A 281-nucleotide genomic window follows, 5' to 3' on the forward strand; every position below is an offset into this window, starting at 1 on the left:
GTGATAGGTTGCTTGTGGTGTTTGCTGCATTATCTGTTGATTTGGTTCTTGCTGTAGCTCTTGATGAATGCCCAGCCAAGTGCCACCACTTTGACAGTCACGTCCGGCATAAATGGATTTATCTGACCATTGGTGTAATGTGTCAGTCGGGCGTTGCAAAAACTCATCACGATTAGACAGGAGTACTAGCGGCAACTCATCAAATAACTGCCAAGCGATGGCGACAATACACATATGGCTCCTTTTTTATTGACGATACAATTTTATTAAGAGGTTTTGAT

1 protein-coding gene is annotated in these 281 nt (G+C 42.7%); it reads right to left on the bottom strand.

Going from position 1 to position 281, the window contains the following annotated elements; genetic code table 11:
• Positions 1 to 234: NRDE family protein (locus tag AAEY93_RS20480; RefSeq protein ID WP_351079473.1), on the bottom strand; the 234-nt coding region annotated here is incomplete at its 3' end.
• Positions 235 to 281 lie beyond the last annotated feature (47 nt).

Source organism: Shewanella sp. CAL98-MNA-CIBAN-0140, from assembly GCF_040309905.1.
GTDB lineage: Bacteria > Pseudomonadota > Gammaproteobacteria > Enterobacterales > Shewanellaceae > Shewanella > Shewanella psychromarinicola.